At 59.5% G+C, this 25,048-nt stretch carries 22 protein-coding genes; 10 read left to right on the forward strand and 12 right to left on the reverse strand.

The features are described from left to right. Positions 1-184 precede the first annotated feature (184 nt). Positions 185-463 carry a 30S ribosomal protein S20 gene (gene rpsT, locus DKY63_RS15805; protein WP_007970922.1) on the forward strand — a complete coding sequence of 93 codons (279 nt, stop codon included), beginning with the start codon at positions 185-187 and terminating at the stop codon, positions 461-463. A gap of 182 nt (positions 464-645) precedes the next feature. On the opposite strand, the gene DKY63_RS15810 is transcribed toward rpsT, so the two are convergent. The 5 genes from DKY63_RS15810 to rplU all read right to left on the reverse strand — a co-directional run bounded on the left by DKY63_RS15810 (position 646) and on the right by rplU (position 4,408). After that, on the reverse strand, positions 646-1,113 hold the full coding sequence (locus DKY63_RS15810; protein ID WP_110964951.1) for a CreA family protein: 468 nt from the start codon (positions 1,111-1,113) through the stop codon (positions 646-648). 12 nt (positions 1,114-1,125) lie between these two features. Then, positions 1,126-2,244, reverse strand: a complete 1,119-nt coding sequence (proB, locus tag DKY63_RS15815) for a glutamate 5-kinase (RefSeq protein ID WP_043302662.1) — start codon at positions 2,242-2,244, stop codon at positions 1,126-1,128. Positions 2,245-2,383: 139 nt separating this feature from the next. Then, the gene (cgtA, locus tag DKY63_RS15820) at positions 2,384-3,607 is read right to left on the reverse strand and encodes an Obg family GTPase CgtA (RefSeq protein ID WP_110964952.1); all 1,224 of its coding nucleotides are present in this window, start codon (positions 3,605-3,607) and stop codon (positions 2,384-2,386) included. Positions 3,608-3,800: 193 nt separating this feature from the next. Continuing rightward, positions 3,801-4,058, reverse strand: coding sequence for a 50S ribosomal protein L27 (rpmA, locus tag DKY63_RS15825; RefSeq protein ID WP_003281574.1), 258 nt, complete (start codon positions 4,056-4,058; stop codon positions 3,801-3,803). 35 nt (positions 4,059-4,093) lie between these two features. Beyond that, on the reverse strand, positions 4,094-4,408 hold the full coding sequence (gene rplU / locus DKY63_RS15830; RefSeq protein ID WP_007950961.1) for a 50S ribosomal protein L21: 315 nt from the start codon (positions 4,406-4,408) through the stop codon (positions 4,094-4,096). Between the two features lie 238 nt (positions 4,409-4,646). Between rplU and DKY63_RS15835 the strand changes: the two genes are divergently transcribed. From DKY63_RS15835 to DKY63_RS15845, 3 genes are all read left to right on the forward strand, one after another. Continuing rightward, on the forward strand, positions 4,647-5,615 hold the full coding sequence (locus tag DKY63_RS15835; protein ID WP_110964953.1) for a polyprenyl synthetase family protein: 969 nt from the start codon (positions 4,647-4,649) through the stop codon (positions 5,613-5,615). A gap of 192 nt (positions 5,616-5,807) precedes the next feature. After that, positions 5,808-6,149: a zinc ribbon domain-containing protein YjdM gene (locus DKY63_RS15840; RefSeq protein WP_110964954.1), complete on the forward strand. Its 342-nt coding sequence runs from the start codon at positions 5,808-5,810 to the stop codon at positions 6,147-6,149. Between the two features lie 203 nt (positions 6,150-6,352). Then, positions 6,353-6,610, forward strand: a complete 258-nt coding sequence (locus DKY63_RS15845) for a PA4570 family protein (protein WP_110964955.1) — start codon at positions 6,353-6,355, stop codon at positions 6,608-6,610. A gap of 132 nt (positions 6,611-6,742) precedes the next feature. On the opposite strand, the gene DKY63_RS15850 is transcribed toward DKY63_RS15845, so the two are convergent. From DKY63_RS15850 to DKY63_RS15860, 3 genes are all read right to left on the reverse strand, one after another. Further along, on the reverse strand, positions 6,743-7,360 hold the full coding sequence (locus DKY63_RS15850; RefSeq protein ID WP_110964956.1) for an FKBP-type peptidyl-prolyl cis-trans isomerase: 618 nt from the start codon (positions 7,358-7,360) through the stop codon (positions 6,743-6,745). Positions 7,361-7,481: 121 nt separating this feature from the next. After that, the gene (locus DKY63_RS15855) at positions 7,482-7,790 is read right to left on the reverse strand and encodes a DUF6482 family protein (RefSeq protein WP_110964957.1); all 309 of its coding nucleotides are present in this window, start codon (positions 7,788-7,790) and stop codon (positions 7,482-7,484) included. Positions 7,791-7,923: 133 nt separating this feature from the next. Continuing rightward, entirely contained in the window at positions 7,924-8,412 is a 489-nt protein-coding gene (locus DKY63_RS15860) for a TIGR00645 family protein (protein WP_007970904.1), read from the reverse strand. Between the two features lie 159 nt (positions 8,413-8,571). Here DKY63_RS15860 and DKY63_RS15865 point away from each other — a divergent pair, with 159 nt between their 5' ends. Continuing rightward, positions 8,572-10,401 carry a hypothetical protein gene (locus DKY63_RS15865; protein WP_110964958.1) on the forward strand — a complete coding sequence of 610 codons (1,830 nt, stop codon included), beginning with the start codon at positions 8,572-8,574 and terminating at the stop codon, positions 10,399-10,401. A 5-nt stretch (positions 10,402-10,406) separates the two neighbouring features. Here the strand turns inward: DKY63_RS15865 and DKY63_RS15870 are convergent, their stop codons facing one another. Next, complete coding sequence (locus DKY63_RS15870) at positions 10,407-10,748, reverse strand: hypothetical protein (protein ID WP_110964959.1); 342 nt, start codon at positions 10,746-10,748, stop codon at positions 10,407-10,409. 309 nt (positions 10,749-11,057) lie between these two features. Continuing rightward, positions 11,058-13,496: a Lon protease family protein gene (locus DKY63_RS15875; protein ID WP_110964960.1), complete on the reverse strand. Its 2,439-nt coding sequence runs from the start codon at positions 13,494-13,496 to the stop codon at positions 11,058-11,060. Between the two features lie 289 nt (positions 13,497-13,785). Here DKY63_RS15875 and DKY63_RS15880 point away from each other — a divergent pair, with 289 nt between their 5' ends. The 4 genes from DKY63_RS15880 (at position 13,786) to DKY63_RS15895 (ending at position 17,447) form a co-directional block, all read left to right on the forward strand. After that, positions 13,786-14,274: a DUF3015 domain-containing protein gene (locus tag DKY63_RS15880; RefSeq protein WP_110964961.1), complete on the forward strand. Its 489-nt coding sequence runs from the start codon at positions 13,786-13,788 to the stop codon at positions 14,272-14,274. Positions 14,275-14,369: 95 nt separating this feature from the next. After that, positions 14,370-16,223, forward strand: a complete 1,854-nt coding sequence (locus tag DKY63_RS15885) for a DUF4105 domain-containing protein (protein ID WP_110964962.1) — start codon at positions 14,370-14,372, stop codon at positions 16,221-16,223. A 219-nt stretch (positions 16,224-16,442) separates the two neighbouring features. After that, complete coding sequence (locus DKY63_RS15890; protein WP_110964963.1) at positions 16,443-16,799, forward strand: hypothetical protein; 357 nt, start codon at positions 16,443-16,445, stop codon at positions 16,797-16,799. A 153-nt stretch (positions 16,800-16,952) separates the two neighbouring features. Then, the gene (locus DKY63_RS15895; protein WP_110964964.1) at positions 16,953-17,447 is read left to right on the forward strand and encodes a GreA/GreB family elongation factor; all 495 of its coding nucleotides are present in this window, start codon (positions 16,953-16,955) and stop codon (positions 17,445-17,447) included. Here DKY63_RS15895 and gdhA read toward each other — a convergent pair. Together gdhA and ettA are read right to left on the reverse strand one after the other, a co-directional pair. Continuing rightward, positions 17,444-18,781, reverse strand: coding sequence for an NADP-specific glutamate dehydrogenase (gene gdhA / locus DKY63_RS15900; protein WP_110964965.1), 1,338 nt, complete (start codon positions 18,779-18,781; stop codon positions 17,444-17,446). The genes DKY63_RS15895 and gdhA overlap by 4 nt on opposite strands. Before the next feature lie 348 nt (positions 18,782-19,129). Then, entirely contained in the window at positions 19,130-20,794 is a 1,665-nt protein-coding gene (gene ettA, locus DKY63_RS15905; RefSeq protein ID WP_007950976.1) for an energy-dependent translational throttle protein EttA, read from the reverse strand. A gap of 286 nt (positions 20,795-21,080) precedes the next feature. Between ettA and DKY63_RS15910 the strand changes: the two genes are divergently transcribed. Then, complete coding sequence (locus DKY63_RS15910; protein ID WP_110964966.1) at positions 21,081-24,929, forward strand: sensor domain-containing protein; 3,849 nt, start codon at positions 21,081-21,083, stop codon at positions 24,927-24,929. Positions 24,930-25,048: the final 119 nt, after the last annotated feature.

Here is a 25,048-nt window from a genome sequence, read left to right on the forward strand (position 1 = left end):
ACGTCAATGAGCATTTTGAGCCTGCTTTCAACGCTGTATTGCCGAGCGCAGTAGTTTTCATGGGGTCGGGACCGACCACTTAGCGGAACGTTTCCTCCGCCCTTGACAAGACTTCAACTCATCGGCATGATTCGCGGCCTATTTTGTTTGCTATTTCCTAAAAAGTCTTTCGAGGAGCTCGACGGTGGCCAACTCACCTTCCGCCAAAAAACGTGCAAAACAGGCTGAGAAGCGTCGCAGCCACAACGCCAGCCTGCGTTCCATGGTTCGTACCTACATCAAGAATGTAGTTAAGGCCATCGACGCAAAAGACGCTGCAAAAGCTCAAGCTGCTTACGTTCTGGCTGTGCCTGTTATCGACCGTATGGCCGATAAAGGCATCATCCACAAGAACAAAGCCGCTCGTCATAAGAGCCGCCTGAATGGCCACGTAAAGGCCCTGAACGTTGCCGCTGCTGCCTAAGCGACGCGTTCACTAAAAAACCGACCTCAGGGTCGGTTTTTTATTGCCTGCGATTTCACGAATGCAGCACAAAGAAATGTAGGAGTGAGCCTGCTCGCGATGGCGGTGTGCCAGTCGAGATCAATACCGACTGACACACCGCCATCGCGAGCAGACTCACTCCTACAACTAGCTCTGCGCTGCTATTGCTGGACAGGCACCCACGGCAAAATCGGAATCGCCGTCACCGCATTCTGCGGACTACCCTCGATCAAACGATCGCTGTACACCAGATAAACCAGCGTATTGCGCTTCTTGTCGAGGAAACGCACCACCTGCATGGTCTTGAACACCAGGGACGTACGCTCCTTGAACACCTCATCCCCATCCTTCAGTTCGCCCTTGAACTTGATCGGCCCGACCTGGCGACAGGCAATGGAAGCCTCCGCGCGATCTTCCGCCAGACCCAAGCCACCCTTCACGCCGCCGGTCTTGGCGCGCGAAAGGTAGCAGGTCACGCCTTCGACCTTCGGATCATCGAATGCCTCGACAACGATTCGGTCGTTGGGACCGACGAACTTGAACACCGTCGACACCTGGCCGATTTCCTCGGCCGACGCCAGCAACGGCATCGCCAGCAGCAGCCCCAACAACCCTTTTGCCATGCGCATTCAGATATTCCTTCAGACCAGAATCAGGTTATCGCGGTGAACCAACTCCGGCTCAGCCATATAACCCAGTAAACCGACGATCGCATCAGACGATTGACCGATGATTTTTTGCGCTTCCAGCGCGCTGTAGTTAGCCAGGCCACGAGCGATTTCTCGACCATCCGGCGCCACGCACACCACCATTTCGCCACGGCGGAAGCTGCCTTGAACCAGTTTCACCCCTACAGGCAGCAAACTCTTATTACCCTCGGACAGCGCCGTCACCGCCCCGGCATCCAGCACCAGAGTGCCGCGGGTCTGCAGATGCCCGGCCAGCCACTGCTTGCGCGCCGCCAGCATGCCGCGCTCAGGCGAAAGCAAAGTGCCGATGCGCTCACCCGCCTTGAGGCGATCCAGCACGCGCTCGAGCCGCCCACCAACAATGATCGTATGCGCCCCGGAACGCGCCGCCAGACGCGCCGCACGCAACTTGGTCTGCATGCCGCCGCGCCCCAGCGCACCACCAGTCCCGCCCGCCACCGCATCGAGTGCCGGATCGTCGGCACGGGCCTCGTAAATCAACTGGGCATCGGGATTGTTGCGCGGATCAGCATCGAACATGCCGTCGCGATCCGTCAGGATCACCAGCAGATCCGCCTCGACCAGATTGGCCACCAGCGCCGCCAGGGTGTCGTTATCGCCGAAACGGATTTCGTCGGTGACCACGGTGTCGTTTTCGTTGATCACCGGAATGACTTTCAGCTCGACCAGAGCACGCAGGGTGCTGCGGGCATTCAGGTAGCGCTTGCGGTCGGACAGGTCATCGTGAGTCAGCAGAATCTGCGCGGTATGCCGGCCATGCTCGGCAAAGCTCGATTCCCAGGCCTGCACCAAACCCATCTGGCCGATTGCCGCGGCAGCCTGGAGTTCGTGCATCGCACTGGGTCGCGAGGTCCAGCCCAGACGGCTCATGCCGGCCGCCACCGCCCCGGAGGACACCAGCACCAGCTCAACGCCCGCCTCATGCAAGGCCACCATCTGCTCTACCCAGACACCCATTGCCGCGCGGTCCAGCCCCTTGCCGTCCGCCGTCAGCAAAGCGCTGCCGATTTTCACGACCCAACGCTGCGCACCCGTCACCTTGCTCCGCATCATCTTCAACCTTAGCTCGAGGACAGCGCGACTTGGCGCTGCCCGTAACGTTATTCGTGATTACCAACTTACAGAACTATCGATTTCCAGATACTAAAACGCCGCTCGATTGAGCGGCGCTTAAGTTTATCGCAACGGATCAGTCACGCACGTAAATGATTTCCGGACCATCTTCATCATCCACATCTTCTTCGTCCCAATCATCGTCACCGATGTCGTGGACCGACTTCACGCCACTGCGACGCAGGGCACGCTGGTCATCCAGCGCCTGCAACTGGGCGCGCGCTTCGTCTTCGATGCGCTGATCGAGCTCGGACAGCTCTTCGCGGTAGGCCGGATCATTCGCCAGACGATCAGCACGATCTTCCAGGTAACGCATGATGTCGTGGCACAGACGCTCGGTGTTCTGCTTGGCGATGGCCGAGATGACGTAAACCGGACCGGTCCACTCCAGGCGATCGACGATTTCCTTGACGCGAGCATCGTGCTCCTCTTCGAGGATCTGGTCGCTCTTGTTCAGGATCAACCAGCGATCACGCTCAGCCAGGGACGGGCTGAACTTGGTCAGCTCGTTGACGATCACTTCAGCCGCCTCGGCAGCATCAGACTCATCCAGCGGCGCCATGTCGACGAGATGCAGCAACAGACGGGTACGCGACAAGTGCTTGAGGAAGCGAATCCCCAGGCCGGCACCATCGGAAGCGCCTTCGATCAGACCCGGAATGTCCGCGATCACGAAGCTTTTCCAGCGATCGACGCTGACCACACCCAGGTTTGGCACCAGGGTGGTGAACGGGTAATCGGCGACTTTCGGCTTGGCGGCCGATACCGAACGGATAAAAGTACTTTTGCCGGCGTTCGGCAAACCCAGCAGACCCACGTCCGCCAGCACCTTCATTTCCAGCTTGAGATCACGCTGCTCGCCCGGCTTGCCCGGCGTAGTCTGGCGTGGTGCGCGGTTGGTACTGGATTTGAAACGGGTGTTGCCCAGACCGTGCCAGCCACCATGAGCTACCAGCAGCTTCTGGCCAGCCTTGGTCAGGTCGCCGATGACCTCCTGGGTGGCGGAGTCGATCACAGTGGTGCCGACCGGCACGCGCAAGACCAGATCTTCACCTTTTTTGCCGGTGCAGTCGGTGCTGCCGCCGTTGGAGCCACGCTCGGCATCGAAGTGCCGGGTGTAACGGTAGTCCACCAGGGTGTTGAGGTTTTCGTCGGCCATCATGTAGATGGAACCGCCGTCGCCGCCATCACCACCGTTCGGACCGCCGTTTTCGATGAATTTTTCGCGACGGAAGCTCATGCAACCGTTACCGCCGTCACCAGCCTTTACTCGGATCGATACTTCATCAACAAACTTCATAACAAAACGCCTCTCGCCATACGGACGAGCCGAAAAACACTAAGACATAAGACTCTTGCAAAGATGAGCGCAGCGACCCCAAGACACGACCCGCATCGCACGCCGACAGCCCATACAAACAGCTTTGCAAGAGACTCACCCCACAAACGAAAAAGCCCCGTCGCAAGACAGGGCTTCTCCAGCATTCTCGCAGTTAGGCTGCGACAACGCTCACGTAACGACGACCGAAGGCGCCTTTTACTTCGAACTTGATCACGCCTTCGACTTTAGCGAAGAGAGTGTGATCTTTACCCATGCCAACGCCGTAGCCAGCGTGGAATTGGGTGCCGCGCTGACGCACGATGATGTTGCCTGCTTTGATAGCCTGGCCGCCATACATCTTCACGCCAAGGCGTTTGGCTTCTGAGTCGCGACCGTTACGGGTACTACCACCAGCTTTTTTGTGTGCCATGAGTTCAATTCTCCTAGTGAGGAATTAGGCTGAAATTAAGCCTGAATACCGGTGATTTTGATCTCGGTGTACCACTGGCGGTGGCCCATACGCTTCATGTGGTGCTTACGGCGACGGAACTTGATGATGCGGACTTTATCGTGACGACCTTGGGAGATCACTTCAGCCACAACGGTAGCGCCAGCAACAACTGGAGCACCGATATTCACGTCGTCACCGTTGGCAACCAACAGAACGCGATCAAAGGTAACGGATTCGCCGGTAGCGACTTCCAGTTTTTCGATCTTCAGGTATTCACCCGGGGCGACTTTGTACTGCTTGCCGCCAGTAACGATTACTGCATAAGACATGGTATTTCTCCGATAATCCTGCTCACCCAGCTCTTTATAAGAAGAGGTATTGGCTGGCATGGCTGCATTTGGCTGGAGGCCGCTTGCAATTGCGTAAGGCAGGTGCTGCCCAGGAAGTTCAGGGTGCGCGATTGTACGCAAGGCAAGAGCGCCTTGCAATAGGCCGTCCATCGCGCCTTGACAGGCCCGGACGTGGGTCCTAGCATGCCGCGCAACCCTTCTGGAGCGACTGTCGCTGATGCAACCCCAAGCTTTCTACCGCGCGGTCGCGGACGATTTTAGCGCCGTCGACGGCATCATCAAGAAGCAGCTGACTTCCCGAGTCCCGCTGGTATCGAAAATCGGCGACTACATCACCTCGGCCGGCGGCAAACGCCTCAGGCCTTTATTAGTGTTGCTGTGTGGCAAGGCACTGGGCCGCGAAGGCGACGACCTGCGCCTGCTGGCGGCGACCATCGAATTCCTGCACACCGCGACCCTGCTGCATGACGACGTGGTCGACATGTCCGGCATGCGCCGTGGCCGTTCGACCGCCAACGCCATGTGGGGCAACGCCCCCAGCGTGCTGGTAGGCGACTTCCTGTACTCGCGCTCCTTCGAAATGATGGTCGAACTGGGCTCCATGCCGGTGATGAAGATCCTTTCGCAGGCCACGCGCGTCATCGCCGAAGGCGAAGTGTTGCAACTGTCGAAGGTTCGTGACGCCAGCACCACCGAAGAAACCTATATGGAAGTCATCCGCGGTAAGACCGCGATGCTCTTCGAGGCCTCGACCCACAGCGCAGCCGCCCTGTGCGAAGCCACGCCGGAACAGGCTGAAGCCCTGCGCACCTTTGGTGACCACCTGGGCGTGGCCTTCCAACTGGTCGACGACCTGCTGGACTACAAAGGCGACGCGGACACCTTGGGCAAGAACGTCGGTGACGACCTGGCCGAAGGCAAGCCGACCCTGCCGCTGATCTACACCATGCGCGAAGGCACACCGGAACAGGCAGCCCTGGTGCGCAAGGCGATCCAGAAAGGCGGTATCGAAGACCTGGAAAGCATCCGCGAAGCTGTGGAAGCCTCGGGTTCGCTGGAATATACCGCGCAACTGGCCCGTGACTATGTGGCCCGTGCGATCCAGTGCCTCGAAGCGCTGCCTGCCAGCGAGTATCGCGATGCGCTGGTGGAGCTGAGCGAATTTGCGGTAGCCCGTACGCACTGACAGCCGCTGTTCTGTAGGAGCGAGCCTGCTCGCGATGGACGTTAACGATAACGCGGGTATCCAGGATAAACGCGGTGTCCTTGAGTTTTTCGCGAGCAGGCTCGCTCCTACAGGTTCCGGTACTGCCCCCTCTCCCGCCTAAAACCCTATACAATGTGCGCTTTTTAGCGATCCTGAATTCAAGGAGCCTTAGTGAGCACGTTGCCACCCTGCCCGAAATGCAATTCCGAATACACCTATGAAGACGGCGCTCAGCTGATCTGCCCCGAGTGCGCTCACGAATGGTCCGCCAGCGGTGAAGTCGAAGCGGCTTCCGATGACGCGGTGAAAAAGGACTCGGTCGGCAACGTCCTGCAGGACGGCGATACCATCACCGTGATCAAGGACCTGAAGGTCAAGGGCACTTCCCTGGTGGTCAAGGTCGGCACCAAGGTCAAGAACATCCGCCTGTGCGACGGCGACCATGACATCGACTGCAAGATCGATGGCATCGGCCCGATGAAGCTCAAGTCCGAGTTCGTCAGGAAAGTCTGATTTAGCTGCCTTCCATCCCGCGCCCGACGCGGGATGTCGCCCCGCCCCCTACTGCTTCCCACGCCACTCCACGCAATAGCAAAGCGCCAGTCGCTTTGACCTTGCGCAATCTTTATCCGGAAAAAACCGCAATCCGCCAATCGACCCTTGCTATTTATTGAATAGGAATTATTCTCATCAAGCCCAACCAATGGAGATGAGACATGACTTATTTGATCGATGCCTGGCTGGACCGCCCGCACCCTTACCTGAGGATTCTGCATCGGGAAACCGGGGAAGTCTGTGCGGTGCTTGAGGAGGAAGCCTTGAGCGAGCTGCAGGATCAGGGAGACTTGGATCTCAATGGCTTGAGCTCGAACGAGCCGGTGGTGCTCAAGGAAGTGGTGAGGAATCTGTTTCTGTTCTGCTACGCCCGGGCATTGCGCCCGACGACAGACCTCAATGGCAAATTTCATCCATGAGACACACTGCAAAAAACTGTAGGAGCGAGCCTGCTCGCGATGAACTCAAGGACACCGCGATCATTCAGAATGCCCGCGTCATCGTTAACGCCCATCGCGAGCAGGCTCGCTCCTACAGGTAATCAGCGGGTATTACAGAACGTCGAGCAGCTCGACGTCGAACACCAGTACGCTGTGCGGCGGAATGCTGCCAACGCCTTGAGCGCCGTAAGCCAGTTCGCTCGGCACGTACAGGCGCCATTTGCTGCCGGCATTCATCAGTTGCAGGGCTTCGGTCCAGCCGGCGATCACGCCGCCAACCGGGAATTCCGCAGGCTGGCCGCGCTCGTAGGAGCTGTCGAACACAGTGCCGTCGATCAGGGTGCCGTGGTAGTGAGTACGCACGGTGTCTTCACGGGATGGCTTGGCGCCTTCACCGGCGGTCAGCACTTCGAATTGCAGACCGGAAGCCAGGGTGGTGATGCCATCACGCTTGGCGTTTTCAGCCAGGAAGGCCAGGCCTGCACCGGCTGCTGCTTCAGCCTTGGCTGCAGCTTCGGCCTGCATGATTTCGCGGATCACCTTGAAGCTGGCGGACATTTCTTCCTGGCCAACGCGGCTTGGCTTGCCGGCGAAAGCGTCGGTCAGACCTGCCAGGATCGCGTCCAGGCTCACACCCGGTGGCGGGTTGTCACGCAGTTGGTCGCCCAGCTGACGGCCAATACCGTAGCTGACGCGGGTTTCGTCGGTGGACAGATTTACTTCGGACATGACACTGCTCCGCTGTGCGGACGGCCCGGGAACTTGCCGTGCGTGCACAGCGCGTCCCGGAGCGCCCGGAACCAAAAGGGTCAGCAGACTAGCACAGATGCCATGGTGTTGATCAGGGCCGTCAGCGCTGCGCAGAGGAACGCTGATCGATCGGCACCTTCAGCATTTCATCAATGCCCAAGAGCCCGCACATCTCGTCATGCACCAGGTGATGCACCAGATTGAAGTTCAACTTGGGAAAGGAACGCAGCACATCACGGGCATGCTCCACCGAGCGCAGGTGCATCATGTGGCCGTGGGTGTCGCTCAGCGGGTAGGCGGCGCCGTGCATCCGCGCCTCCAGCAGGTAAATTCCGCCTTCCAGGGAAATCAGGTTCAGCTCGTCGAGCTTCCCGGCGACGGCATAGGCATTGAGTTCTTGCAAGTTCATGAACGCACCTCATGCAGTGACGAATCATTACCATTACAGGGATATGCCTCGGCGCATCAAAGCACAAGCCATAAACGACACCGCCCGTCTGTTTTGCAACAGACGGGCGGTGAGTGACGGCCATGAACAGCAATCAGTGCTTGGTCACTTTATCCAGATAACCCATGGCGAAGGCCGAGACCACGAACGTCATGTGAATGATCACATACCACTGCAGATGCTCGGGATCGACATTCTTGGCATCCATGAAGATACGCAGCAGGTGGATGGAAGAAATCGCCACGATGGACGCCGCCACTTTCATCTTCAGGGAAGACGAGTCCATGGTGCCCAGCCAATTGAGCTTTTCCTTGGAGTCGTCGATGTCCAGCTGGGAGACGAAGTTTTCGTAACCGGAAATCATCACCATCACCAGCAAACCGCCTACCAGCGCCATGTCGATCAGCGACAGCAGCACCAGGATCAGGTCCGATTCGGCCATGGAAAAGACGTTGGGAATGACGTGGAAGACTTCCTGGAAGAACTTCAGTGCCAGGGCCAGCAACCCCAGGGACAGGCCGAAGTAGATGGGCGCCAGCAGCCAGCGGGAGGCGTACATTGCGTTTTCGATAAAGCGTTCCATTGAATCTCACACGTGGTTTGAAAATGGCCGCGAGTATAACAGTCGCCTGTTGCCCCCAGAAACCGCCCGTAAATCCGCCCCTTGCGCGTGTGTGTCTAAATTTTTCTGCTAGTGTCCAAACCATTGACAGCTCAGTGTTATCGGACAGGAAGACTGGAAATGGATGTGCGTTTGCCTTTGACCAGTGCCGTAATCCTTCTGGCGCTCGTGCTGGGTGGCTGCTCGCCCGGCGACGAGAAACATGAGGTCAGCCTTGAGGAAAAGACCGCGCAGTTCGAAAAATCCCTGGATGCCATTACCGACCCGAAACTCAAGGATGCCGTGGCCGAACTCGGGGGCTCGCTGTTGCTGCTGGAGCGGGCGCAACAGCGGCTCGCCAGCAAGCCGGTAGTGACCGAATACGGTGAGGACGCCCTCGCCATCCTCAAGCATTACCCCACGCCGCAGGCGCTGGTCGACACCTACATCAACGGCCTTTTCGTGCTGCACAAGGACTCCAGTTCGGACTATTTGACTGACCTGCAACCCGTGTTTCCTTTCAACTTCAGCGTTCCCGCAACGTTTCTGTTCCCCCACGGCCTGGAATGGCAGTCGGTTACCTTGAGCAATAAACGCGTGATTGCCTTTCAACCGGAGTGGTCGGAAACCGATCCCGGCATTCAGTTCAGCCCGTCGAGCTCGAACCTGACCAACCCTGATGACCTGACCGTGGCCTACCCCTTCATCGAGGGCCTGGATGTCGACATCAAGAACCAGCCGCAGCCGGTCAGCGTGCAAGGCAAGGTGGAAGTCATTGCGCCCCGCCGGCTCTACAGCTTCGACCTCGGCAAAAAAGACGTCGGCCAGACCCGAACCGATGACAACCTCAGCGTCACCCTGGTGAAACTGGGCAAGAACTACGCGGAAATCGAGTACAACAACAGCGCGCCACAGGCGGCGGACATTGGCGAAACCCAGCTGAACTCGCTGATTGCCCAGGCGCGCGACAGCACCGGACAGTTTCTTTCGCGCGCAGGCTCGATCAACGAGACCCCTGCTCAAGTAGCCTTCTATCAACGCCAGCTGGCGAAAATGCAGCAACAGAAAAGCTGGAGCGACGCGTTCGAAAAACAGATCGATGAAGAACAGCACACCTTCGAAAAGCAGCAGACCCGCCATTACTCGAAGGTCTATTTCAACGGGAAGATCGACACCCTCGAAATCAGCCTGCTGGATTTCTCGGCGGTCACGGTGACCCGCAAGGAACTGAACTTGCCGGTGCGGCGCTTCGATCGCCATACAACGCAAAAGTCGATTCAGCCTCTGGATTTGCCAGTGCTGGTGTACGACGACCAGGCGCCGAACTGGCTCAAGGGTGCGACGCTGACCGAGGAGCAACTGAAGAACAACGTCAGCATCAATCAATCGGTGGACGACCCGAGTGCAGCGCGCATCGAGTTCAGCCACCTCAGAACCTTCAATGACGAACTGCTGGGTACGTCCTTCAATCCAGGTGAAAGCCCGGTGAGCTTCTTTACCGAGAACAGCAAAGGCAAACTCGACGAACCCATCGAACTGCCGGCGGAGGCCTATCAGATTGATCCGCTGCGCGGCACCATCACGTACGACTTGAATCTGTTTCCGGAAACGCCAGCCTATGCGGTGGGCTCCATTCCGCTGTTCCTCGCCACGGTCGACAAACAGAGCATCGACGCCCGCCAACTGCCCAAGGGCCTAGAGCTCAAGAGCAATGCCCTGGTGGTGGATCTGAAAGTGTTTCCCGAGCAGGACTGGCGCTTCTACGCCAAGGACGACAGCGGCCATTACCTCAAGGAAATTCTGGCGGTCAACCATGACGCGAGTGAGCAAGGCCCGTCGCTATTCGCCGTGCATTATTTCTACGGGCAACCCACGCGCCTGGAAACCTATCAAAGAACCGACCTCGCCACCGTGCAATACGGCTACGAGGTCAAACTCGAGAAAGCTGACATGACCAAACTGGTCGAATAACGCAGTCAGTGCTCAGGCCGCAACTGCGGACCATCGAGGCTGCGGCCACGTCCCCCGTTGATTTCCCGTAGCTGGGCTTGCAGGTGCAGGCACCAGATTTGCGGGTCATCGGCCAATTCATAACCGTGCAGGGTCAGGCTTTCAACAATGGTGTCGAGGATGGACTCGGCCACGAAGGGACCATGGAACGGGCCCTGGGCTTTGATGGCTGAAGGTTGCTCGCCGGCCATTCCGGCGGCGAAGAGTAAGGTCCACATGCCTGAATCGCCCGCCAACGGTTTGATGGCGCATTCGATACGGGTCACAAGACCCAGGCATTGACGGGTGAGGCAGAGGTTGCGCGACATGGCGGCGACCCTCGATCAATCCGGTATTCAGCCTCCGCGGGAAGCTGTTTCGATCCTGATTACTGTCTCTGTCCTTGAGCAGAGAATAGAAGAAAAGTTCGAGATGCAGGCTTTTCGACACCAGCAGGCGCCGAGCGGTCATAGTGTGAAGATTGACGCCAGAGTGATGGCACTTTCGACTTCAACAACCCCAAAAAACTGTAGGAGCAAAGCTTGCTCGCGATAGCGGTCGTTCATTCAAAACACATGTTGAATGGCAGTCCGTCATCGCGAGCAAGCTTTGCTCCTACAGAGGGTTGTAGTTTGAGGTCAAGCCGGCTTGGCCTCCGCCAACGCCTCGACCGCCATTTCCTTCTCCGCCTCCTTCAGATCATCCTCGCTGATCATTTCGGCGATGACCCGCAAACGCTCCACAACCCGCGCATTGACGCTGCCTTCCGGGAACTCGCCGTTCTCGTCCGGCTCACCCGCCGGCTCGCCGACCAGCAGGCTCAGCGCCTCATCGGCCTGGCGTACCGCGTAGACGTGGAACTGCCCCGCGCGCACCGCGGCCAGCACTTTCTCGTCGAGCATCAGCGTGGCCACGTTGGCGTGGGGAATGATCGCGCCCTGCTCGCCCGTCAAGCCACGGGCTTCACAGAGACGGAAGAAGCCTTCGATCTTCTCGTTGACCCCACCCACTGCCTGCACTTCACCGAACTGGTTGATAGAACCGGTGATGGCAAAGCACTGCTTGAGCGGTGTTTTCGACAGGGCCGAAATCAAGGTGCACGCCTCGCCCAGGGACGCACTGTCGCCGTCCACGTAACCGTAGGACTGCTCCAGGGCGATGCTCGCCGAAATCGCCAGCGGGAATTCCTGGGCGTAACGGCTGCCCAGATACCCGGTGAGAATCATCACCCCCTTGGAGTGGATCGGTTGCCCGAGGTTGACCTCACGCTCGATGTCGACGATGCCGCTGCCGCCCGGGTACACCGTGGCGGAAATCCGCGCCGGCACGCCGAAGGCCGAATCGCCGACCTCCAGCACCGTCAGCCCGTTGCATTTGCCGACCGCCGCGCCAGCGGTATCGATCAGGATGATCCCTGCCAGCATGTCGTCGAGAATCCGTGCCGAGACGCGCCCGGTGCGGGTCGCTTTGGCCTTTAGCGCGCGTTCGATGTGACCGGCGTCGGTCATCTCGTCCGACGCCAGATGGCGAATGAAGTCCGCTTCGCTGACCAGTTGGAACAGATCACCGATGCGCGCCGACAACCGCCCCTGATGCTCGGCCAGCCGCGCGCTGTAGGTCGCCAGACGCGCCACCGCATCGGCGGTCAACGGTGCCATGCCTTCTTCAGAGGTACGGGTTTTCAGCAACTGGGCAAACTGCTCCAGGCTTTCATCGACCATCGGGATGTCTTCATCGAAATCCACCAGGACGCGGAACATCTCCTGGAAGTCCGGATCAAGGTCCTGCAGCGTGTAGTAGAGCGAACGGGCACCGATGATGATCACTTTGACCTGCAACGGAATGTGCTGCGGAGTCAGGGTGACAGTGGCGAAACGACCCATTTCGCTTAGAGGCGATTCCATCTTCAGCTTGCGCGATTGCAGGGCGCGTTTCAGCGCGTCCCACACGAATGGCTCGCCAAGCATTTTTTCCGCTTCAAGGATCAGGAAACCGCCGTTGGCGCGGTGCAGGGCACCCGGTCGCAACTGGCGATAAGTCGTGTACAGCGCGCCCTGGTCGGTGCTGTATTCGATGCGGCCGAACAGGTTTTCATAGGTCGGGTGCGGCTCGAACACCACTGGAGCGCCGCCGCTGACGGAGTGGCCGACCACCAGGCTCGGGGCGTATTGCTCTTCCAACAGTTTGCGGGCGACGGCGTCTGTCTTGCTGTCGTCCACCAGTTGCTCGACCACGGTTTTGAGCAGGTATACCTGCATGGCTTGCAGATAACCGCAGACAGCCGCGTTCTCGGCATACTTCTCCGACAGCGGCGACAACAGCGGCTGCAAGGCCAGGGTGATGGTTTCTTCGTTGAGGTGGCGCAGTTGATTGCTCGACTCGCGCTTCCATTGCGGCAGGCTGGCGAGCTCTTCGTTCAAGCGCTCTTCAAGGGCCGAGATGTCCTCGTGGAAACGCTCGCGTTCGGCTTCCGGCAACTGGGCAAATTCCGCCTCGTCCAGCGCCTTGCCTTCGAGCATCGGGGTAAACGCGATGTTGCTGCTGTCACGGTAGAGCGCGACGTCTTTTTCCAGCGCCAGACGCTCGATCACGTCCAGTGCCTTGTCGTAACGCTGGTTGAAAGCACGGTCGATGGCGCTTTTCTTCTGCTGGTAGGACGGGTGTTCGAACACTGCCGGGAAGGTAGCCAGCAGGTTGTCGATCAAACCGTTGATGTCACCGATGAAGGCACCGGCGGTGCCTGATGGCAACTCCAGTGCACGGGGTTCGCGCGGCTCATCGAAGTTATTGACGTAGACCCAGTCCGCCGGGGTCTGCAGGCGCTTGCCTTCGGCCTTCAGGTAGCGTTTGACGAACGAGAACCGGCCGGTGCCGGGTTCACCCATGACGAATACGTTGTAACCGGGGCGTGGCATGGCCACACCGAACTGCAAGGCTTCGACCGCGCGTTCCTGGCCGAGCACACCGCGAAAGGGCTCCAGATCGTTGGTGGTAGAGAAGCTGAACTGTTCAGCGGAAAACGGACGGGTCAGCGCTTCGGGCGCAAGACGCAAGCTGGCAGCAACAGGATCAGGCATCGGGCTTCCTTACATCAGGCGGGGCAGATAGCGGCATTCTGGCGCTGCCTGTGCCTGACTGGCAAGGAGCGCCTCAGACCAAAGCATAGACAAGTCGAAACCCCGGCACAGAGCAGCGCCAAATCACTGTTTTCAACGAATCTTTGGCAAAAAATCACGGAACCCCGTGATCGTGCCTAAACTCCAAACTGCGCGGCTGGACTAATAACCGGCCCAACTGGCGGCCGTCGGGTATTGAGCCGGGCCAGACCCCCTTGTCCATTGGTATGCACACAAAGAGAACAAAGCTATGAAACGGATTCTTCTCGGTACTCTCTTCACCGCTGTATCCATCAACGCCATGGCACAGGCGCCAGGCGGTCCGGATTGCGGTTGGGGCAACATGCTGTTCGAAGGTCAGCGTGGCACTCCGGCTCACTTCCTGGCATCCACCACCAACGGCACTTCCGGTAACGCAACCTTCGGCATGACTTCGGGCACCAACGGTTGCTCCACCAACGCCTCGCTGACCTATGGCGGCAAATCCTGGTTTGCCATGAATGGGATGATGAACGAGCTGTCCGAAGACATGGCCAAGGGTCAGGGCGAAGCACTGACGACCTATGCCGTGGTACTGGGCGTGGCACCGGAAGACCGCGCGCACTTCGCCGCCGTCACTCACGAGCACTTCCAGCAGATCTTCAGCAAGGCCGATGTGACCGCCGAAGATGTGCACACCAACACCATGGCCGTTCTGAAGAACGACCCTCGTCTGGCCAAGTACGCCACGCAGGCTTAAGCTCGGCCCTGCCCCGCTTCTTCCGGGAAGCGGGTTTTATTTTTCGACCCCGCCCCTCTTCGGGTCTTTATTTTTTCCTGTTCAAGTTGCCACTTATGCTCAAACGCCTCGCCTGGCTGGCGCTCTGTGCCTGCGCCCCGCTGTCCGCCGCGCCGCTCATCGACAATCAACGTTTGCAGCAATTGGCCAACGACCCTTTCTGGATTTCCCTGGGCCATTACGAAACCGCCAAGCTCGGCGGCTGGCGCAGCTATGTCAGCGACAAGAAATTCTTCCTCGCCGCCGATGGCAATGAACATCCGGACCATGAACTGGCGGCCACCGTACAAGCGCTGTACGCCCCGGCCAGTGCCGGTGAGCAGCATGCCCAATGCGTTTACCCGGCGCGTACCCGCTGGTTGAAAGCCCAGCTCAATCTCTCTGATCTGCCTGAACTCGATTGCGCTGAATTCAAGCAGTGGTTCAAGGACGTCTCGCCCCACAGCGCCGTGATGATTTTCCCGGCGGCCTACCTCAACAGCCCGTCCTCGATGTTCGGCCACACCCTGCTGCGCATCGACCAGGCGGATGTCCAGAGCGACAAGACTTCGCTGCTCAGTTACGCGATCAATTTCGGCGCCTACATCGAAGGTTCGGACAACAGCATCCTCTACGCCTGGAAAGGCTTGATGGGCGGATATCCGGGCCTGTTCGCGCTGGTGCCGTACCAGGAAAAACTCTCGGAATACCGCAGTCTGGAAAACCGGGACCTGTGGGAGTACCGCCTGAACCTGACCCAGGCCGAGACGGCGCGCATGGTCGAGCACGTCTGGGAGCTGAAGCAGATTCAGTTCGACTACTTCTTCTTCGACGAAAACTGCTCCTATCGCTTGTTGGAACTGCTGCAGGTCGCCCGTCCAAGCCTGCGCCTGACCGAACAATTCCCGCTCACGGCCATCCCGACCGACACCGTCAAGGCCGTGAAGGAAGCCGGGCTGGTGGAGTCGATTCAGTACCGCCCCTCCCGCGAAAGGGAATTGCTCAGCCGCGCCGAGCCACTGTCCGATGAAGAACAGCAGTGGGTGTTGAAAGTCAGTGCCGATCAGAAACAGCTGCAAACTCCGGCATTCAAGGCGCAACCCCGGGACCGCCAGGCGCTGATCATCGATGCCGCCTATCGCCTGGAGCGCTACCGCGCCAACGGCCAGGAGCGTGATCCCGAACGCGCGCAGCGCAGTTTCGAACTGCTGCGGGCGATCAATCAGAACCCGGCACCAGAGCTGGACATCCCGCAACCGGGCCTGCCAGAGGATGGTCATGAATCCCGCACCTGGCAGGCCGGCATCGGCACCCGGGGCGATCGGGCCTTTGGCGAATATGGCCTGCGCATGGCCTATCACGACCTCAACGACAATTCCGAGAGTTTTCCCCTCGGCGCGCAGATCGAAATCCTGCAACTGAAACTGCGCCAATACGAAGGCAATGACTGGCAAGTGCAGCAACTGGACCTGGCGACCATTCGCTCCCTGACGCCGAGAAACGAGCTGCTGCAGCCGCTGTCGTGGCAAGTCACCGGTGGCCTGGAGCGGGTACCGGGCAAGCATGACGACGAGAACCTGGTCAGCCACGTCAATGGCGGTGGTGGCGGGACCTGGCAACTGGCCGACGACATGCTGGGTTTCGCCCTCGGCACCGTGCGTGTAGAGCACAACAACGATTTCGCCGGCTTCATCGCGCCAGCGGCGGGCTTCAACACGGGCGTGCTGTGGAAAAACCCGCTGGGCAACTTCAGCCTGGAAGCCAAAGGTGATTTTTTCACCAATGGCGAAGTGCGTCGCAGCCTGAGCCTGAATCAGCAGTGGGAGTTGTCACGCAACCTGGGTTTGCGCCTGAGCGCCCAGCGAGAATTCAGCCACCTGGCCACGCCGGAGAATGAGGTGATGCTTGAGGTGAAGTGGTATCACTATTGATCAATAACCCTGCTATTTCCCCCTGTAGGAGCGAGCCTGCTCGCGATTGCGGTGTGTCAGCCGACATCAATGTTCACTGGCCTACCGCTATCGCGAGCAGGCTCGTTCCTACAGGGGGTTGGTGGTGTTGAATGGATTTTTCACAGCCCCTGTACAAACACCTGACGAACCCACACCTAGACTTCTCATATTGGCCGTAGAAAGACCCGGGAGTCGAAGATGTGGCGTTGTGCTGGAGTTGTAGCTTTATTGCTGTTGATCGAAGGTTGCCAGACGACCCACGAGGATCTGATCGCCAAGGGTTATCCGCCAGCGTTCGCCGATGGTTTCGATGACGGCTGCAGCAGCGGCCGGCAAGCCGCAGGCGCCATCACCGGCGAGTTTCGCAAAAACGTGCCGCGCTATCTGAAGGACAACAATTACGCCGAAGGCTGGAGTGATGGCTTTCGCCAGTGTCAGGCCATGCGTGAGAGCCAGGAGCGCGAGGACTACCACAACAGCCATTGGGACGAGCGCGAAAAGGCCTGGCAACAGCAAAAAGACCAGGACACCGCCCGGGCCTATCACTCGCCATAGGTCGCTGTCAGACATTCCTCCCCTGTAGGAGCAAAGCTTGCTCGCGATAGGACCAATGCGATACATCTTGATGACCGCGTCGATGCCATCGCGAGCAAGCTTTGCTCCCACAAGGCTGCAACCATGGCCTAAACCCTATAACGGGAGCCAACCATGAGTCGCGCCTTCGTCAATGAAGATAATGCCGCCGCGCAAGCCGATCAGCCGGTCGAACGACAGGTCAGTGCGCAGCCCAACTACGTCACGCCCGCCGGCCTTGGCCAGTTGCAGGACAAGGTCGCCGAGCTGCAGGCCCGGCACGGCGAACAATCGGCGCTCGGCGATCAGGCCGACAAACAGCAACTGGCCAACCTCGAGCGCGATCTGCGTTATTTCCTTCAGCGCCTGCAAAGTGCCCAAGTGGTTCCAGCCGCGACTTCAAACAGCAAGGTGCAGATCGGCAGTTGGGTCACTTACGCGGATGAACACGGCACCGAGCGCCGCGTGCAACTGGTCGGTGAAGACCAGGCGGCCGCCGCCAGGGGCCTGATCAACTGGGGCTCGCCCTTGGGGCGGGCGCTGCTCGGGGCACAACTCAATGATGAAGTGCTGTGGCAACGCCCGGCCGGCGATCAATTGATCGAGATCATCCGCATCGAGCCGACCTAGACCACGCCCTGGGCCAGCATGGCCTCGGCCACTTTAACGAAGCCGGCAATGTTCGCGCCTTTCACGTAGTTGACCTGGCCGTTCTCTTCGCCGTAATGCACGCAAGCATGGTGGATCGACTGCATGATCGCGTGCAGCTTGCTGTCCACTTCACCGCCGGTCCACAGCAGGCGCATGGCGTTCTGCGACATCTCCAGCCCGCTCACAGCCACCCCGCCGGCGTTGGACGCCTTGCCCGGTGCGAACAAGATCCCGGCCTCGATAAACAGGTCCACTGCCTCCAGCGTGGTCGGCATGTTCGCGCCTTCGGCCACGCAGACACAGCCGTTGCGCAGCAAGGTGCGCGCGGCCTCGGCGTCCAGTTCGTTCTGGGTGGCGCACGGCAGCGCGATGTCGCAGCGCAGGCCCCACGGATGTTGGCCGTCGAGGAACTCCAGGCCGAAACGGCCAGCCAGCTCGCGGATGCGCCCGCGCTGGACGTTCTTCAGCTCCAGCACCGCCTGCCATTGCTCCTCGGTCAAACCGCTTTCGCAATACAGCGTGCCTTCGGAGTCGGACAGCGAAATCACTTTCCCGCCCAGGTCCATGACCTTGCGTGCCGCATATTGCGCAACGTTGCCGGAACCGGAAATCGCCACGCGCTTGCCCTCGACGGTTTCACCGCGGCGCTTGAGCATTTCCTCGGCGAAGTACACGCAACCGAAGCCGGTAGCCTCAGGACGAATCAGGCTGCCGCCGTAGCTCGGGCCCTTGCCGGTGAGCACGCTGGTGAACTGGTTGCTCAGGCGCTTGTATTGGCCGAACAGGAAACCGATCTCCCGGGCGCCCACGCCGATATCACCGGCAGGCACGTCAACATCGGCGCCGATGTGGCGGTACAACTCGCTCATGAAGGCCTGGCAGAAGCGCATCACTTCCGCATCGCTTTTGCCCTTCGGATCGAAGTCAGAACCGCCCTTGCCGCCGCCCATCGGCAGCGAAGTCAGCGAGTTTTTGAAGGTTTGTTCGAACGCGAGGAATTTCAGTACGCCCAGATTCACCGAAGGATGGAAGCGCAGGCCGCCCTTGTACGGGCCGATGGCGCTATTCATCTGCACGCGGAAACCACGGTTGACCTGAACCTTGCCGTGATCGTCGACCCAGGACACGCGGAACACGACGGCCCGCTCCGGCTCACAGATGCGCTCCAGAATGCCCGAGGTCAGGTAGTGCGGGTTGGCCTCGAGAAACGGCCACAGGCTGCGCAGGACCTCTTCTACGGCCTGGTGGAATTCAGGCTGGTCGGGGTCACGCTGCTTGAGGCGGGCGAGGAAGGATTCGACGGATTCGATCATGGAAAAGTCTCGGCAAATTTATTGTCATTGGAAGAAATTGAGCCGGACTGTAACAAAGGATTCACGCACTGGAACAGCGCAAAATGTCGCCTTTATGAAATTAAATGGTGCACAGGATATAAATTAACTTCGTTTTCTGGGCCGATTTGCACCTTAAAAGGGATTAGCAAGTCGAGTGATGCACCATTAGTTACACCGCCATCGCGAGCAGGTTCGCTCCTACAATTTGAAATGCATTCACCCTGTAGGAGCGAGCCTGCTCGCGATGAATTCACCAGGGTGTCACTGAAAAGAAGCAAAAAAAAACGGAGCCCGAAGGCTCCGTTTTTTCATGCAACCAGCCCCAGATCAGGCCAGTTTCTTGTGCCGTACACGGTGCGGCTGGGCAGCCGCTTCGCCGAGACGCTTTTTGCGATCGGCTTCGTATTCGGTGTAGTTGCCTTCGAAGAACACCGCTTGCGAGTCGTCTTCGTACGCCAGGATGTGTGTCGCCACGCGGTCAAGGAACCACCGATCGTGGGAGATCACAATGGCGGCGCCCGGGAAGTCCAGCAGGGCTTCTTCCAGGGAACGCAGGGTTTCGACGTCGAGGTCGTTGGACGGTTCGTCGAGCAGCAGGACGTTGCCGCCCTCTTTCAGCGTCAGCGCCAGGTGCAGACGACCGCGCTCACCACCGGACAGGTCCTTGACGAACTTCTGCTGGTCGCCGCCCTTGAAGTTGAAGCGACCGACATAGGTACGCGACGGAATCTCGTAGTTGCCGATGCGGATCTGGTCGGAACCGTCGGAGATTTGCTGGAACACGGTCTTGCTGCCGTCCAGGTCTTCGCGGCTCTGGTCCACGCAGGCCAGTTGTACGGTTTCGCCGATTTCGATGGAGCCCGAATCCGGGGTCTCCTTGCCCATCAGCATGCGGAACAGGGTCGACTTACCGGCACCGTTACCACCGATAACGCCGACGATGGCGCCTTTAGGCATGGAGAACGACAGGTTGTCGATCAACACGCGATCGCCGTAGCCCTTGGTGACGTTCTTGAACTCGATGACCTTGTCGCCCAGGCGCGGACCGGCCGGGATGTAGATCTCGTTGGTTTCGCTGCGCTTCTGGAATTCCTGCGATTGCATTTCTTCGAAACGCTGCAGACGAGCCTTGGATTTCGACTGGCGGGCCTTGGCGCCTTTGCGCACCCACTCCAGTTCTTCCTTCATGGCTTTTTCATGAGCCGATTGCTGCTTGGATTCCTGGGCCAGACGATCGGACTTGGCCTCCAGCCAACCCGAATAGTTGCCCTCGTAAGGAATGCCCGCGCCGCGGTCGAGTTCCAGGATCCAGCCCGCTACGTTGTCCAGGAAGTAACGGTCGTGCGTGATCGCAACCACGGTGCCCGGGAAATCGTGCAGGAAGTGCTCCAGCCAGGCGACGGAATCGGCGTCCAGGTGGTTGGTCGGTTCGTCGAGCAGCAGCATGTCAGGGGCCGACAGCAGCAGGCGGCACAGGGCCACACGACGCTTCTCACCACCGGACAGATGCTCAACCTTGGCATCCCAGGCCGGCAGACGCAGCGCATCGGCGGCGACTTCCAGCTGACGCTCCAGGTTGTGGCCATCGCTGGCCTGCAGGATTGCTTCGAGCTTGGCCTGTTCGGCAGCCAGCTTGTCGAAGTCGGCATCCGGGTCGGCGTAGGCCGCATAGACCTCGTCCAGACGCGCCTGGGCATCCTTGATCACGCTGACCGCTTCCTCGACCACTTCACGTACGGTCTTGGTTGGATCAAGTTGTGGCTCTTGCGGCAGATAACCGATGTTCAGCTCCGGCATCGGACGGGCTTCACCTTCGAACTCGGTGTCGACGCCAGCCATGATTTTCAGCAGCGTGGACTTACCCGAGCCGTTGAGGCCGAGCACGCCGATCTTGGCGCCGGGGAAGAACGACAGGGAGATGTTTTTCAGGATTTCCCGCTTCGGCGGCACAACTTTGCCCAGCCGATGCATGGTGAATACGTATTGAGCCATGGAGAACCTAGGGTCAGTGACTGATGAATGATTGGAGCGCAGGCGATGCCCGGGCCAGACCGTGCGCGTGGACGCTTGATGGAGACCCGAGCGTGCACGCTGAAAAAAGTCTGATTGTAGGAGCTGGAACGCTCCCGCGTAACCGGCAAAGCTACCTGAATGACAGGTGGCCGTCCAGCCGAGCGGGGCTGGCACTTTGCCACAACTCAAGGCATGCTAGCCGCCCTTCGGGCGTCCGGCTTATAGTGCACGTCGCGCCAGTCCAGCCAAACCGCAGGATTACAGTTTGTCCATTGCCCCTCCGCCCCTGACCACTCGTGCGCCGGCATCCGCGAACGGCTCGCCCCTGCGCGGAACCCTCAAAAGTGCCCTGGCGACCCTGGTACTGCTACTGCTTGCATTAATGTTCTGGCAACTGCTGGACCAGTTGCGCGAAACCCAGAAAAGCCAGCGTCAGTACACCATCGACTACACCGCCGACCTGGCCACGCAAGTCAGCCTGAACATGGCGTTGAATGCGCGAATCGCCCTTAACCTGCTGCCGATCGTCGAGCAACCGCAAAGCCTCGAAGAACAGCAGGAGCTGCTGCGCAAGCTGCAAAAATCGCTGCCCGACCTGATCAGCCTCGCCTTGCTCAGTCCATCAGGGATCATCCTTGCCGACAGCGCGAGCAACAGCGAAGACGCCGACTATCTGAGCGAGCTCGTCCGGCGCAGCCACGCCCAACCTCACTATTTCAGCAATGCCATCGATGGCTCGATCGTGCACCTGTTATTGCATCAGGCCAGCGGCACTACCCGCGGCTACTGGGCCTTGCGCTTCAAACCGACGTTTTTTTCGTCGCTGACACAACTCGGCGACGCCGAAAACCGTCCGCAGTGGCTCGTGGAAAACCGCTACAACCACCAGATCATCAGTCGCGATGAAGCACTGCCGCAGGTCAACCCGGGCACCCTGACCCAGGACGATCTGAGCAACAGCGTACTGACCGTTCCCCTGAGCAGCAGCGACTGGCAACTGCGCGGGCTGTTCGATCGCCAGCAGGTGCTTGAAGAACTGCTGCCGGCTTTCATCGGCAAATGCCTGCTGGGCCTGGCGTTTTCCCTGCTGCCTTTTATCGTCCTGCTGAACATGCGCCGGCGCCAGCGCCAACTGCATGAAGGCCGTCGGCGTTATCAGGAGATTTTCGAAGGCACGGGCGTCGCCTTGTGCGTACTCGACATGTCCGGCCTCAACACCGCGCTTAACAAGGCCCGAGTACAAAGCAGCGAGCAACTGCGCGAATGGCTCCAGGAGCCGGAACAACGCCGTCAGTTGTTGCAGGCGTTGCGCGTGACCGAAGTCAACCAGGTCGCGTTGCAACTGCTCAACGTCAACAGTTGCGAACAGGCCTGGGACCTGTTGATCGATGGCAGCCCGCTGGATGGCAGCGCCATCGGCAACCAGGTACTCGAGGCGACAATCAATCAGCAGCCGCAACTGGAGCTGGAGATCAAGCTCCAGGACGCCAACGGCCGCGACCAGCACCTGTGGCTGGTGCTGCGCCTGCCGCAAGGCCCGGAAGAATACAAAGCCGTCATCCTCAGCATCACCGACATCACCAGCCGCAAGCTCACCGAGCTGTCGCTGCAGGAACGGGAAGGCTTCTGGTCCGACGTGGTGCGCACCGTGCCCGATCACCTGTACGTGCAGGATGTGATCAGCCAGCGGATGATTTTCAGCAACCACCATCTGGGCCAGACCCTGGGCTACAACCGCACCGAACTGCAGCAGATGGGTGAGTACTTCTGGGAAATCCTCCTGCACCCCGACGATGCCGACTTCTACCACCGTTCGCGCCATCACCAGCGCCAGGACGGCTACAGCCAGTTGATGCAATGCCAGTTGCGCTTCCGTCACCGCAACGGTGAATGGCGGCGTTTCGACATTCGCGAACAGGCCCTGGCCCGCGACAAGCACAATCAGGTGACTCGCATCATTGGCGTCGCCAAGGACGTTACCGAGCAGATCGAAGCCAGTGAGTCGCTACGCGACAGCGAGCAGCGCTACCGGATGCTCGCCGAAAGCATCAGCGACGTGATCATCTCCACCGACAACCGCCTGACACTCAACTATGTCAGCCCGTCGGTGCAGGCCGTGCTGGGTTACGACGCCGAATGGATTTTCCAGAACGGCTGGAATTCGACCATCGCCAACCCACAGCAACTGACCGGCATTTACGGCCTCATGGAGCGGGTCAGCAAGGCGCTGGACCAACCCGAACAACTGGCGCTGTTGCGCAGCCAGGTGCAGACGCAACTGTTCCTGTTCGACTGCCTGCGGGCCGACGGGCGCAAGATTCCTATCGAACTGCGACTGGTGCTGGTCTGGGACGAGCACGGAGCGTTCGAGGGCGTGCTCGGGGTCGGCCGCGATGTCAGCCAGCAGCGCCGCGCCGAGAAAGACCTGCGCATGGCCGCCACGGTTTTCGAGCACTCGACCTCGGCGATCCTGATCACCGACCCCGCCGGCTACATCGTCCAGGCCAACGAAGCCTTCAGTCGCGTCAGCGGTTATGCGGTCGAACAGGTGCTCGACCAGTTGCCGAACATGCTGACCGTCGACGAGCAGCAGGAAGCCCATCTGCGCTATGTGCTCAAGCAACTGAACCAGAACAGCACCTGGGAAGGCGAAGTCTGGCTCAAGCGACGCAACGGCGAACATTACCCGGCGTGGGTCGGCATCACTGCCGTGCTGGATGACGAGGGCGACCTGGCCAGCTACGTGTGCTTCTTCAGTGACATCAGCGAGCGCAAGGCCAGTGAGCAACGGATTCACCGCCTGGCCTATTACGATGCGCTGACGCACCTGCCCAACCGCTCGCTGTTCCAGGATCGCCTGCACACCGCCCTGCAAGCGGCCGAACGGCAGAAGTCCTGGGTGGTGCTGATGTTCCTCGACCTCGACCGTTTCAAGCCGATCAACGACTCCCTGGGCCATGCCGCCGGTGATCGCATGCTCAAGGAAATGGCCACCCGGCTGCTCGAGTGCGTCGACGATGACGACACCGTTGCACGCATGGGTGGCGACGAGTTCACCTTGCTCCTGCAACCGCGGGCCAACCGCGAAATCGCCCTGAACCGGGCGATTCATGTGGCGGAACAGATTCTCGCCGGGCTGGTGAAGCCGTTCGTGCTCGAAGGGCGCGAGTTCTTCGTCACGGCCAGTATCGGCATTGCGCTGAGCCCGCAGGACGGCAACGAACTCAGCCAGTTGATGAAGAACGCCGACACCGCGATGTACCACGCCAAGGAGCGCGGCAAAAACAACTTCCAGTTCTATCAGACGGACATGAATGCCAGTGCCCTCGAACGCCTGGAACTGGAAAGCGATCTGCGCCATGCCCTGGAACAGAACGAGTTCACGCTGTTCTACCAGCCGCAATTCAGCGGCGATGGCAAACGTTTGACCGGTGCCGAAGCCCTGTTGCGCTGGTGTCATCCGCGCCGCGGCATGGTACCGCCGGGAGATTTCATTCCGGTACTCGAAGAATTGGGCCTGGTGGTGGATGTGGGCGACTGGGTCATCAGCCAGGCTTGTCGCCAGCTCAAGGCCTGGCATCAGGCCAAGGTGCCGGTGCCCAAAGTCTCGGTAAACATCTCGGCGCGACAGTTCTCCGATGGCCAACTCGGTACGCGGATCGCCACCATCCTCAAGGACACCGGCCTGCCGCCGGCCTGCCTGGAGCTGGAACTGACCGAAAGTATCCTGATGCGCGAAGTCAGCGAGGCGATGCAAATTCTCGATGGCCTGAAAAACCTCGGCTTGAGCATTGCGGTCGACGACTTCGGCACCGGTTACTCATCGCTCAACTACCTCAAGCAGTTCCCGATCGACGTGTTGAAAATCGACCGCACCTTCGTCGACGGCCTGCCGTCGGGTGAGCAGGATGCGCAGATCGCCCGGGCAATCATCGCCATGGCCCACAGCCTCAACCTGGCGGTGATCGCCGAGGGTGTGGAAACCCAGGAACAGCTCGACTTCCTCAGGGAACACGGTTGCGATGAAGTGCAGGGTTACCTGTTCGGGCGTCCGATGCCGGCGGACAGGTTCGAAGTGCAGTTCAGTAATGATGCGCTGTTCGTCCTCGACTGAAACTCAGCGCAAGCGCTGAAAAGATCGCAGCCTTCGGCATCTCCTACATTGGAATGCGTCCCTCTGTAGGAGCTGCCGCAGGCTGCGATCTTTTGACCTTGAAGTCATGAAAACCGCTT

The organism is Pseudomonas putida, from assembly GCF_003228315.1.
Classification (GTDB): Bacteria; Pseudomonadota; Gammaproteobacteria; order Pseudomonadales; family Pseudomonadaceae; genus Aquipseudomonas; species Aquipseudomonas putida_S.

Coding starts and splice junctions, on each gene's coding strand:
- DKY63_RS15810 (WP_110964951.1), bottom strand. CDS start 1,113: ATGCGCATGGCAAAAGGGTTGTTGGGGCTGCTGCTGGCGATGCCGTTG.
- proB (WP_043302662.1), bottom strand. CDS start 2,244: ATGCGGAGCAAGGTGACGGGTGCGCAGCGTTGGGTCGTGAAAATCGGC.
- cgtA (WP_110964952.1), bottom strand. CDS start 3,607: ATGAAGTTTGTTGATGAAGTATCGATCCGAGTAAAGGCTGGTGACGGC.
- rpmA (WP_003281574.1), bottom strand. CDS start 4,058: ATGGCACACAAAAAAGCTGGTGGTAGTACCCGTAACGGTCGCGACTCA.
- rplU (WP_007950961.1), bottom strand. CDS start 4,408: ATGTCTTATGCAGTAATCGTTACTGGCGGCAAGCAGTACAAAGTCGCC.
- DKY63_RS15835 (WP_110964953.1), top strand. CDS start 4,647: ATGCAACCCCAAGCTTTCTACCGCGCGGTCGCGGACGATTTTAGCGCC.
- DKY63_RS15845 (WP_110964955.1), top strand. CDS start 6,353: ATGACTTATTTGATCGATGCCTGGCTGGACCGCCCGCACCCTTACCTG.
- DKY63_RS15850 (WP_110964956.1), bottom strand. CDS start 7,360: ATGTCCGAAGTAAATCTGTCCACCGACGAAACCCGCGTCAGCTACGGT.
- DKY63_RS15855 (WP_110964957.1), bottom strand. CDS start 7,790: ATGAACTTGCAAGAACTCAATGCCTATGCCGTCGCCGGGAAGCTCGAC.
- DKY63_RS15860 (WP_007970904.1), bottom strand. CDS start 8,412: ATGGAACGCTTTATCGAAAACGCAATGTACGCCTCCCGCTGGCTGCTG.
- DKY63_RS15865 (WP_110964958.1), top strand. CDS start 8,572: ATGGATGTGCGTTTGCCTTTGACCAGTGCCGTAATCCTTCTGGCGCTC.
- DKY63_RS15870 (WP_110964959.1), bottom strand. CDS start 10,748: ATGTCGCGCAACCTCTGCCTCACCCGTCAATGCCTGGGTCTTGTGACC.
- DKY63_RS15875 (WP_110964960.1), bottom strand. CDS start 13,496: ATGCCTGATCCTGTTGCTGCCAGCTTGCGTCTTGCGCCCGAAGCGCTG.
- DKY63_RS15880 (WP_110964961.1), top strand. CDS start 13,786: ATGAAACGGATTCTTCTCGGTACTCTCTTCACCGCTGTATCCATCAAC.
- DKY63_RS15885 (WP_110964962.1), top strand. CDS start 14,370: ATGCTCAAACGCCTCGCCTGGCTGGCGCTCTGTGCCTGCGCCCCGCTG.
- DKY63_RS15890 (WP_110964963.1), top strand. CDS start 16,443: ATGTGGCGTTGTGCTGGAGTTGTAGCTTTATTGCTGTTGATCGAAGGT.
- DKY63_RS15895 (WP_110964964.1), top strand. CDS start 16,953: ATGAGTCGCGCCTTCGTCAATGAAGATAATGCCGCCGCGCAAGCCGAT.
- gdhA (WP_110964965.1), bottom strand. CDS start 18,781: ATGATCGAATCCGTCGAATCCTTCCTCGCCCGCCTCAAGCAGCGTGAC.
- ettA (WP_007950976.1), bottom strand. CDS start 20,794: ATGGCTCAATACGTATTCACCATGCATCGGCTGGGCAAAGTTGTGCCG.